The sequence below is a fragment of the Nitrospirota bacterium genome (genome assembly GCA_040755395.1).
In the GTDB taxonomy this organism is placed as follows: domain Bacteria; phylum Nitrospirota; class Nitrospiria; order Nitrospirales; family Nitrospiraceae; genus DATLZU01.
The window spans coordinates 19,240-30,062 of sequence record JBFMAX010000023.1 but is presented as its reverse complement, the minus strand read 5'-3'; the positions used below and the strand labels follow the sequence as shown (position 1 = coordinate 30,062).

The window sequence follows — 10,823 nt, the reverse complement described above, 5'->3', positions numbered from 1 at the left end:
GGTTGGACTCGGCGGGGAACTTACTGGACTGAGGGCTCGTTCCTCCATCGTGATTCCCTCCCTGTGCCCAGAGAGGGAGGAATTTCAGATGAAAACTCAGGGGGGAGTTTCGCATGAAAGCTGACATGGCCGTTCAAGACATGAATCACAGCTCGCTGCTGTCCTATCGTGAGACTTCTTCCGTCTGTCGCCTCTCGCGCCTGCTCATGAGACAGGATAGACGCCACACGCCCCTGCCCCTCCTTCATCATGCGGACTGTGTCCCGTTCCGTCTTCAATGCTTCGAACGTCGTGTACCGATCACCAAGTGGAATCAGCTCGCCTGAACGCTCCGCCTGGCGGATCGCGCGCTGCACATCCTGATAGGTCGCTGTACCCACAACCTGTTCCGTCGCGTAGCGTTCTAGATCTCGCCGGGCTACGACGGTCTGTCGTTCCGTTGTGTGCTCGATGGCCCATTGCGATCCTGCCCTGGCAGCCTGCTGGGTTTCGTTGTGATTCGCCTCACGGCCGGCCCGCTCCCTGGCCTGTTCCATCATGTGAGCGAGATCGATCCCCTGAGACTCGGCCCGTGTACGCCATTCCTCGCGAAGTTCGCCCCGGTCGACATCAGACTTCGCGCTTCGCGTCATGAGCGTCGCCTGCTCGGCAGCTTTGGCTCCTGAGAGCCCACGCTCTTGCATCGCCTCCCGGATGGTGAGGGAACGCTGACTGAAGTGCTCGAGCTGGTTCTTAGTAAAGCCTCGGATTTCAAACCGGCCATCGGCATGGGTCTTTTCAATGTCGTAACCGAGCCGCTGTACTTCGGCGGCCAACTGTGCGCGATAGATCGCGCCAGCCGCCATTTTGTGTTCATACAATTTCTCGTTCGACAGGGCCCGCCATGCTCCATCCTGCCGCTCCGTTGCATTGGCGATTACCGCATGCGTGTGCAACTGCGGATCAAGCGTGCGCGAGGTATCATGTTGGAACCGTGCAACGATGAAAGTCCCGGTCTGTTCAGTACTGGTTTCGCCATTGACCGTGAGACGCGCCTGAGCGGCCTCCCGTTCAAGATATTCGAGCGCCTTGGTCACGGCGACCTCGTGCGCGTCGCGGAGTCGATGGTCCCCTCCCACTTCGGCAAGCAGAGACAGACTTTTGGGAGCGCTCAGGGTGACATCAACGCCGGCTCGGTCTCGTCCGAGCGTTCCTGACCTGATTTCTGCGCCGTTCGGCAATTGTCCATCGAGCAGTCGCTGAAAGGTCTCCTGGTCAACGGGACCGGAAAGGCCCAGTCGCTCAGCGCCATGCCCCCACCACACGGAGCGCTCCCGTGCTTCCTCACGGTCCGTGTAATAGTTGTCTTTTTCGTAATAATGGCCAGCGGCGGCACTATTCGTGATGTTCTAGATACTCAGCATCGGTCCCGCCTTCACGTGGTCAATTCATCTGCTAACTCAGCGAGACTCGGCGTCCGATCGTTCGATGACGCGGCAAGAGGCCCCTGGTCGTTCGCAGCACGCTCAGCATTCGACCCGCCAACCAGCATGGTGCGCGGGATGAGTGGCGGAGCAATGGGCGATCGTTCCTTCACCCGGAGCGAGACGCGGACAAGAGGCTGAGGACCGGGGAGCTTAAGGTATCCCACTCGATCCGGCAGGCACTGCAAGGCCGCAGGTTCGATGAGGTAACGGGTCGTGTAATGCTCGGACAGGGATACCCCATCTCGCACAGCGTGGCCCCCGTACTGCACGCTTTCCTGAGATTCGATGAAGACCTGTTGTCCAATGCGCTTCGCAAGCAGCTCCGCGGTCCGTGGTTCCGGACTGCGAAGAGCCAGGGTGGTTTGCGGCATGGAGAGCAGCGTGATGGCCTCTTGTTCGCCGTACAGTGAGGCGAGCTGGGAAAGCGATTGATGACCGAGCACGACACAGGCTCCAAAGCGCCGGCCTTCCTGGAGCAATGTGCCCAAGGCTGGGAGACGATTCAGGGAAGCGACTTCATCCAGGATGAACCAGAGCCGCCGCGTTGATGAGGGCGGTAACGACAAGAGCGCGGTCGTGGCGAGGTGGAACCAGACGGTCAGCATGGGACGGAGCAGGGCCCGCATATCAGCTCGAGCGGACAGGAACAGCCATCGCTCACACGGCTCACTCACGAATCGGCGGATACTGAAGGCTTCGCCCTCCGAGGCATCCTGGAGATAGCGAAACACTCCGGCTCGTTTCATCGCCGTGAACCGCACCGAGAGCGCCGTGCGTTCGATGCTCTTACTCATCACCACGCCTGCCGGCGTCCCTTTCAGACGTGTCTCAATCTCATCCAATGACATGGTGAACAGCAGCTCGTACAGGGAGCGGTTTGTGCGCCTGCCTTCACGGTGAAGTTGCTCGAGCGCAGATGCAATGAAATAAGTCGCTCCGACATCCCAGATCGAGTCATTGTGTTCCCTCGGATCTCTCGCCATCATCGCTTCCGCCAAATCCAGGAAATGCTGTGGCTCAAGACAGTCAGCCCACGGGTGCCATGCAGGCATGCGGGCATCACAGACATTGAGTACGACGTCGTGATTGGCGCGGTAGAAGTAGGACACAAAGGTGCCGTCTGGGTCATACACGATCGCGGCATCACCTCGTGCTCTGATCTGGTCGAGCAAGTTCAGGATCGCTGTCGTCTTCCCCGTCCCCGTAGACCCAACGATCACAACATGTAGTCGCTCACCATCCTTGGTCAGACGAATCCCTGCTAAGTGGAACGGGCTCCAGAGTCAGGCTGTGAGCCATTGGCGGGCACGGAACAACATGCGTGGTGCGATGCTCGAACCGGCCACGGATTGATCCCGCCAGGACAGATGGCCATAGATCCAGGCGATGACGAACCACAATCCTGCCGCCAGCGCAGCCGCAGTCACACTTTGCTGAGCTGAATCCAGGAGGATCTGATGCGTATCGTGCGCAATCCGTTGCGCCTCTTCGTTGCCCAGGATCTGCACGACTGGCCAACGCTGTTCCCCTTCAACCGTTGGAACAGGGAGGGCGATATGTGTGAGCCCAATGGACACGGCGAGGCGAGCCAGCCAGTACGCCCGGTAGACCTGCCACGCACCAGATTCAATAGAAGGGGGATTCATCCACAGCCAAAGCCCTCCACACCCAAGGCCGAGCAGAAAGGCAAACACAAGGGTGGCAAGGAACATACGCCACCGGTGACGAAGCAACTCGGAGCCGCGGATGAGGCTCATGGCAACTCCTCCTTGGCCTGGGCCAATGCTTCAGCCTGAGCATCCGCCGCATCTTTGGGTGAGCGTGCACTGACCAGCCGGCGGAGTAAATTCCGTGATTCATACAGGGCTGCAACATGTGACTGCCGGAGTCCGGATTCATGCACGCCCTCGATCCACAGTCCGCGTTCGATGCAGGCTCGGACGAAATCAGCAAACGGGATGCGTCGCCGTCTTACTTCCGAGCGGAGAACCGCGTGCAATTTGTCATCAAGTCGGAGAGAAATCGGTTGAGACATGGTCGATCGCCTTTCCTTTCAGCCAATGACAGGGCCGAAATCGAGTTTCGTTCGGGCGCAACAAGAGATGCGCACCTATTGTCGACGGCTCTGTCAGGCCTCGATCTTCAGTTCCGAATTGGTTACACCTTCGCTGCTAACCTTTAGGGAAATCGCTTCAAACTCGGACGACACTGATGACCTCTTCAAATTGCCTAGTTCTAGGCGTTGGGTGTGAAAGCAAACAGCTCTTTCAATCTTCCAGAACCAGAGCCCTGCATTCCTACCCAACGGCCTTGCTGTCTGCTCGCTCTCGCGTCCGCCGGCCTGTCTGCTCCGTCAGCAACGCATGAGATAAGATGCGACTTGCCAAGGCGTTGCGGGTGATCGCATCAGGGCCCCCAAGGGCCTCATGGAGAGAAAGAAAGGCTTCCGCCTGGAGGCCACTCAAGGTGACGGTCAAGCGTAGCGACTGGTCATTGGATTCCTGGATCAACTCCTGTTTCAGCTGTTCATACAGCTTCATGGTTTTTCCTCCGTGGACTATTCTTTCAGATCGCTTTGTGGGTGCGTCTCTCCCAGGCTGGTTGACTCGTAGAATTTCGTCCTGATGCGTCAAGAAACCTGATCAAATCGTCGAATCGGTAGCGGACACACCTTGAAAGTTTCATAAAACGGGGTGGTTTGCCCTGCAGACGCCAACTCTGCAGCGTCTTGACGGAAACACGGAGGAACTCTGCAGCTTCTTTCTCTGTGAGTAACTGTTGCCCACGATCGACGAACTCCGGTGAAGACAAAACTGGGGATGGCATACGTACACCTCGTGCACAAGGACAAAGAGCGTGTTACAGGCGATGGTTGACGAACGAAGTAGGGAGTTACGCTAACGAGGGCGGTGCACGAAGGGTGTGGCTGTGAGTGAGGAAGAGGGATTGCCGGCAAGAAGTCGATTCCCAAGCAAATCGAACTGTGGCTCTGACCGAAGACTCTTGGGCGGTAAGTACGGAAGAGATGAAACAGACGAAGAACCAAAAGACGGTCTCAATCCAACTGGCAACTAGCTCGATCACGTAAATGACGTAATCGAGAACCACTCCGCTGATGTGATCGAGAATCATTCCGGCAAGTCCCTTAAAGCCGCCAGCAGTAACACATTCGAGAATGTCAGACTCTAAGCCATCGTAGGCATCCGCAATAGGTCGAGGAAGCAGCTCTCTTCGGAGGGAAATGAGGAGCGGCATCAGCACGAACGGTTCCCAGAGGTAGACAAGACCCTGTCCTTGATATCCGGCGGCCAAACAGACAGTACCCCAGGCCGCATACAACAAAAGGAGAAGACTGTCACGGAGTAGCACACCGCGACAGACGCCGAATGCCGGCTGCTTGAGAAATTGATGGAACCAGTCCATTGCTGGGGTAATCCTTTGTAGTCCTCGTGTAACCTTGGCCGTGGCAATTGTCAAGCGCCGTCACGAGAAAAAAGTTTAGGGAATGCTGCTCCGGGTAATAGGTAGCAATGGGCGGTAAGCACGGATCAACTAGGCCACCCTTTGAGGAAGTGGAAGTACAGTCAGGGAGAACTTCACCGCGCATCCGCTCCAGCCGAGATATGGCTGAGTTTGCTCGCGAGCCGAGTCCACTAATTGTCACAGTGAAAGGAAAAGTAAGGAAGGTATTTGGTGTTCACTTTAGGCGTTGGTTCATTATCAGAATTAGTGAATCACGAATATTCGATGTGGTTCGTCCGAACCCATAGTTCTTAAGAACTGCCTGGATTAGGTTATCTCCTCTAAGACTGGAGTCCTGTTCTAACAGCCACTTCATCAAGGCCGCGATTTCAGAGGGTGGAATTTCATCAAAACTTCTACCTCCTCGTGTGCGAGGAACAACAGGCGGACTACCGCTCTGTCGGACAATCTGATTCAGTTGATCTCGAGTGCCATGCTCATTGCTTTCGTCCAACAATCCTTGGCGGACCGCTTTCCGCACAGCTCGATTCAAGAATGAACGAATCTGGCGTCCAACTCTTTGGAGGCCCGCAGCTTTTGCATAAAGGCTGTAGGCTCTGTGGCAAATGATCGGCCCCTCAGCCTTAATGATCTCAACGAGTCCGGAAACAACTTCTTCTATCGATGCCGATCGAGGATCAGGCAGAGGCCTCGACGTCCACCTGCAATATGGAGCCAAAAAGGCATGAGGGGTTTCACATTGAAGCGATTCCATCTCCCCGAACTCAGCGCTCTGTGAGATAGGTGAAGCTCCATTAGTTTCCTGGTCGGCTGATGCACGGTCTCCCGCAAATAGGGAACTTGTGGTCGGTCCTTCGCGAGTGAGTTGAGCCACCGGGGTTTGTCCGGCTGCCCTAGCGCGGATAGGAGTTCTTCCTTGACCATGGTCGGACGCGAATGAGTTGCCAGTTGGTGATTGTGGGGAAGAACTGCCGCTAGAACCGTTGTTGGGATGAATTCCCAGACGAGTTAATGTATCCCAGAGTTCCTTGAGCGCGAGATCGCAGTCTCGATAGAAAGCGCTTCCACGGACCCTCCAGAAGACCCAGCCGCATCGTTCCAACATCCGCTGTCTAGCCACGTCTTCCGCGTACTGATCAGCCCCATGCCATGTATCGCCATCGCATTCAACGGCCAAGCGACCTTGCATCCCTTCAATTACGAGGTCGATACGGTATCCTGCAATCTCGAACTGGGGAATGACACGATAGCCACGTGCAGCAATCATGAGGAACACATCAATTTCGAACCAGCTGTCAAATGGAGGTGGTGGAAGATTTCTGCCCCGATCGGCAGTCCGGGCCATAACTCTCAGCTCTTCAATTCTAAGGCCACCGACGGTTGTAGATTCGACCGAAGGATTTTGACAGTATTCCAACAGGCGATACCGCAAGCAGCTAGGGCTAAGATCGTTAAGCGTGGCTGTATGAAAAAGCCACATCTGGTCTCTGGCTCTGCTGGCTGCCACATTGAAGCGCTTTTCATCTTTGGAACTTGCCAGAGTTCCGATGCGCCTTCCTTCGGCTGGGGCTGAGACTAGGCTGAGAAACATGATGTCCCTTTCGGTACCCTGAAAAGCATAGGCATCACCACACACAAGGTTTCGCTTCTCGATTTGCTCTGGGCCAATTTGTTTGAGGAGGAGCTGCTCGATGTGCCTCGCTTGCTCTTCTCCGAGGAGGCTAATGACACCCATGGATTTTCCAGCGTAGCGGGGATCTTCACAACATTTCTTCACCTGGGTAACAATCGCTTCCGCCTCAGGCGGATTTACCACCCGAGGCGAGTGACCTTTCATGTAGCCATCTGGGACATGCGTGGTTGTGACAACGGGAGCGAGGCGTCCAGCTCCATATTGTCTTAGCGGTATTAACGGTTCTGACCGATAGCAGAGATTGTTCGAGAACTGAATGATTTCAGGCATGCAGCGGAAGTGCTCGCGGAGCCGAATTCGACCTCCGAAACGAATTGCGGCCTGGTCAAAGAAACTATTGTCCACGCCGAGCGCGTCGCTGTGCGGTATATCGCAAAGATGACGTTGTCGTAATAGTTCTACATCCTCTCTGGTGATGCCCACAAAATCAGGGCTGATCTGTTTGTCGTCCCCTACGACGACGATTTTCTTGGCCAGGTACTGCAGGAATAGAGCTTCAGGACCTGACTGACTCGCCTCATCGACAATCACCACATCAAAGGTATCTGTGCCGGGGCGAATCGTTTCTGCCACGCGATAAATGGGCATAATCCAGGCTGGAATCGCTGAACGACATTCTTCCATATGTTCGCGAGCAGCTTTGCGATTCAAGCCGGCGTATTTCCCTTTGCCCTTGCCAATTCGCTGCATCGCCTTTGACCAAGCCTCGAGATGTTGACGTTGGTGCTCAGTCAACCTGGTTAAGCAATGCCTCCAGGCCTTTGCTGCCGAGAGGTCGCGAATGTGCTCACGGATTCGCTTTCGGTAGCTCTCAAGAGAGTGAGTTAAGCGTTCCTGTGCCTGTGGATCGTTGAAGCGGCGAAGCCAGTGATCGGCTCGAGCCCAGTTCCAGGCAGCGGAGAAGTGCGCCATGCGTTCATCCCAAACTGGATCACTGCAATTGGCTGTCAGGTCAGATGCAAGGGGTGGGCTTGCGGCCCGTAGTCTTTGCAGTAGGGCGTTTCGTCGTTCCACAGCAAGGCGGGTGTGCTTTAATCCACATAGGGCTCGATGCGCTTGACTATATTTCTCGTCATCTCTGGAACGAACTGCGTCTAGCATTTGACGAACACTGGGATGAGCATTGCGATCATGTGAGAGGGGGATAAGACGTTCTTCCAAGTGAGCAAATGCTTTGCCAGCCTCCTTAAACTCCTCCTCGCTGCTAACCGCAGAAGCGACTTCCGTGAGGACTCGGAGATCTTCAGGATCATGCCAGATAGGCTCTCGGAGGCCTGGAATCGACGTAACGATCTCTCGGAGGTTGAGCATTTTCTTGTGAAGCTCCAGGGCCTTCTCCAAAGGCTCACAGAGGTCGAGGTATTCCTCTACCTGCACAGAGAAGTCGCCGGCAGGAGGCTGGGCGTGAGTTGACCAGCGCGCATGAAGCCTCTCGAGACGTTCGCACACTTCGATCCAGACAATGAGTCTACGCAGAATATGCGCATCGTCACACAGGTCACCGTCTATGCGAACCTCCTTGATGAGGTAAAAACTCTCCTTAACCACTCTGGGGCGGAATGGACCAAACCCGAGCTTTCCGCCGTACTCCAGGTGCTGCAGCAATGAAACGGCATGATTCTTCACCACACTTCGGTCTCGTTCGCCGAGACCTGATATCTTCCATCGCGATGCCTTGGAAGCATGATTTTGGATGCTGGCTAGCGTATCCCTCGTCATGTTCAACAGGTCACGCCAGGCTCGGTCACGGTCCGCTAGCATGTGGATCGCAGCTTCCCTAACCCACGGGTGGATGTGCTGTGTCAGAGTGTCTAAGTCTCTCAGTAACTCTGAGAGCCCCGAGATGAGAGCTGTACGCAGCTCTAAAGATGCGGAGGTCAGTGCGGAATAAGATGGATGAGATCGAAGTGGCTCCGCCATTACGAAACGCGCCTGCGCCGCGGCTTGTTTCCTGACTAACTGTGAGAATTCGATCGGACTGATTAAGGATTCGGGATCGAGCCAAGCCTTTGAAAGCTCCTGCTCTTGATCGTTATTTATTTCACGAAGAATCCTGACAACCTCCGCCGCTTCCTCATCCGAAAGCGGGGGATCTTCATCTTCGCTTGGCCTGGCTGGCAACCAACAATAACGAGGCTGATTCTCTCTCAGCCGGACAGCAATGTCTTGAGCGGTACCCGAATAACCACCAAACCGAGGCGGGTGTTGGTAGGTTTCAGCTTCTCTGAGTGAGCGTAACTCCGACAAGCAAGAAGCCTCGCTCCTACGAGCCTCGTCGAGTTTCTTTTCCAATTCACGGATTCGTTGTCGGTTCTTCTCAGGATTCCAAGCCTTATACTGGTCAGTTATCCCTCTAACGGAATCCTCAAGGGATTGAAGTGCGTTAAGGTCGTCGCCGAGCAGAATGACACAAAGACCGGCAATCTCCTTCAGATCAATTTCTTGCTCGAACTTGTCAAGTAAGGCCTTAAGTGCTCGTGAAGTGTGGCTCGTAATTAGGACGCGTTGCCCTGTAGCTAACAAGTGGCAAACCAAGTTAGCAATCGTGTGAGATTTCCCTGTACCCGGAGGCCCTTGGACCAAAACCCCTTGGCGGGTGGAGAGTCTTTGAGCGATATCACGCTGCTCCTCATTGGCCAGCAGAGGGAAATAGATCTCCCCCGTTTCTGATGGAACCTGCCGATCAGGTGGCTTATCTCCATCCTCATATCCATCGGTTGGAATGGCCGAGTCATCAATGATCTTGACCAATCGTTGCACCCCGATCGGTACAGGCAGCCCGTCTCGCAATTGCTGGGTGATCTCTTGGAACATGCGGAGGAGGCTGCGCTCAGTGCGTCTGCGCAAAATCAGTGCGGGAGCGAAATGGATATGGGGGTCTGGACTTACTTCCTTTGGGGGATTCAAAGTGTCATCGTATTGACCACGAGAGGATGCGGCATGGGCCCAAGCTTTTAATGTTGCGTGGATCCTGACGCGATCCCAAATAGAGTCTCCGATCCCCTCCAACTCACGTTCAGCCGCGCCTTGCTCTTCGGGAGAAGGTCGATCTTGGGGCTCAAGCATATCCTGCTCAAGGGTTGGTTTGGCTCCTTCCCCGGCAGGGCTGATCGTGATCACCCCTCGTGGTGCATCGAAGGAAAGGTTGGTCTGGACGGTGACAATGTGTCGTTTGACTTCGTACCCTGCTGACGTTCTCCAGGCCAGGCAACCGAGGCCGAGCACTACTTCATACGCTTCGCCAAGTCGCTGCTGTTTCTGATAAACAGAAAAGAGGTCGGTATAGACCTTTTGGACGGCTTGAAGTCGTCGATCTTCCTCTGCCCACGGCCACCAGTCGTTTTGAACATACTGTTCCCAAAGAGGCTTAATTTCAGGGCATTCTGACAGTTCTTTAAAAGCGGTCCGCTGTTCTGCCTCTGTGTTATCCCCGCCTTGCGGAGGGACAGATACAGTGATGCGTTCTCGTAGTTCAGGGAGTTCAAGACCGGAATCTTCGACCTTTTTTGGATCTAACCATGGCTTCAGTTGTTCGGGGATCTTGGGAGGAGGCTTCAGGCGAGGTTTGTTGATCTCTACCCAAACGTCAGATTCTTCCTGGTCTTGGTTCATTCGCCACGCTATACAGTGGCAGCCCGGTTCTCGGGGTATTTCATCGAACCAGAGAACCTTCTCGTACTGATCACAAGTCCGGGTAGTCTTAGAACGGAGCTCGGTTATCTCTCTCAGGAATGTGAAAAGCCGAATGGCGCGATCGCGGACTTCCTGATCCGGTAGTGAAGAGGGAGTACTGTCGTTGGGTCCATCCATTACGACTTTCCCTCAGACGAGCGGCTGCGAAAAGATGGCTGTAGCGAGGCAGCAAAATTTATCACAATTTCCTCAATAAAATCATGCATGCAAAAGGTGGGCACGTCGATCGTTCTTTCGCCGCATCTAAAGACTGAAAAGGTACCTAAGTCTTTTGGAGCCCGGGTCGGTCGCAGTGAGGGTGTGTTGTGCGCATTCCGACAAAAGCAGAAAATGCACCGGGAATCTTTTCGAGTTGCCACTATTTGAGACGGTCTTCTAAAGACCAGAAAAGGGATAGGAATCTTTTCAGGCATGATGCATGATAACGATGAGCGTTCAGGTCCACAAACCCCAAGGCGGACATTCTGAGTGGTCAGTGCACGTTGTGG

At 54.8% G+C, this 10,823-nt stretch carries 7 protein-coding genes and 1 pseudogene; all 8 read right to left on the bottom strand.

The genetic code is table 11. The features are described from left to right. Window positions 1-20: 20 nt before the first annotated feature. On the bottom strand, window positions 21-1,385 hold the full coding sequence (gene mobF, locus AB1555_19155) for a MobF family relaxase (protein MEW6248806.1): 1,365 nt from the start codon (window positions 1,383-1,385) through the stop codon (window positions 21-23). A 29-nt stretch (window positions 1,386-1,414) separates the two neighbouring features. Then, window positions 1,415-2,725, bottom strand: a pseudogene (locus tag AB1555_19150) (type IV secretion system DNA-binding domain-containing protein). Window positions 2,726-2,749: 24 nt separating this feature from the next. Next, window positions 2,750-3,223, bottom strand: a complete 474-nt coding sequence (locus tag AB1555_19145) for a hypothetical protein (GenBank protein ID MEW6248805.1) — start codon at window positions 3,221-3,223, stop codon at window positions 2,750-2,752. Continuing rightward, on the bottom strand, window positions 3,220-3,501 hold the full coding sequence (locus AB1555_19140) for a hypothetical protein (protein MEW6248804.1): 282 nt from the start codon (window positions 3,499-3,501) through the stop codon (window positions 3,220-3,222). The genes AB1555_19145 and AB1555_19140 overlap by 4 nt, the downstream gene beginning before the upstream one ends. Window positions 3,502-3,763: 262 nt before the next feature. Next, window positions 3,764-4,006: a hypothetical protein gene (locus AB1555_19135; protein MEW6248803.1), complete on the bottom strand. Its 243-nt coding sequence runs from the start codon at window positions 4,004-4,006 to the stop codon at window positions 3,764-3,766. A gap of 25 nt (window positions 4,007-4,031) precedes the next feature. Next, window positions 4,032-4,292, bottom strand: coding sequence for a helix-turn-helix domain-containing protein (locus AB1555_19130; protein MEW6248802.1), 261 nt, complete (start codon window positions 4,290-4,292; stop codon window positions 4,032-4,034). A gap of 66 nt (window positions 4,293-4,358) precedes the next feature. Continuing rightward, entirely contained in the window at window positions 4,359-4,889 is a 531-nt protein-coding gene (locus tag AB1555_19125) for a hypothetical protein (GenBank protein MEW6248801.1), read from the bottom strand. Window positions 4,890-5,163: 274 nt separating this feature from the next. Next, complete coding sequence (locus AB1555_19120) at window positions 5,164-10,254, bottom strand: AAA domain-containing protein (protein ID MEW6248800.1); 5,091 nt, start codon at window positions 10,252-10,254, stop codon at window positions 5,164-5,166. Window positions 10,255-10,823 lie beyond the last annotated feature (569 nt).

Bases quoted from the DNA above. Each gene is read 5' to 3' on its own strand.
- AB1555_19140 (MEW6248804.1), bottom strand. From the start codon at position 3,501: ATGTCTCAACCGATTTCTCTCCGACTTGATGACAAATTGCACGCGGTT.
- AB1555_19120 (MEW6248800.1), bottom strand. From the start codon at position 10,254: ATGAACCAAGACCAGGAAGAATCTGACGTTTGGGTAGAGATCAACAAA.
- AB1555_19130 (MEW6248802.1), bottom strand. From the start codon at position 4,292: ATGCCATCCCCAGTTTTGTCTTCACCGGAGTTCGTCGATCGTGGGCAA.
- AB1555_19135 (MEW6248803.1), bottom strand. From the start codon at position 4,006: ATGAAGCTGTATGAACAGCTGAAACAGGAGTTGATCCAGGAATCCAAT.
- AB1555_19125 (MEW6248801.1), bottom strand. From the start codon at position 4,889: ATGGACTGGTTCCATCAATTTCTCAAGCAGCCGGCATTCGGCGTCTGT.
- AB1555_19145 (MEW6248805.1), bottom strand. From the start codon at position 3,223: ATGAGCCTCATCCGCGGCTCCGAGTTGCTTCGTCACCGGTGGCGTATG.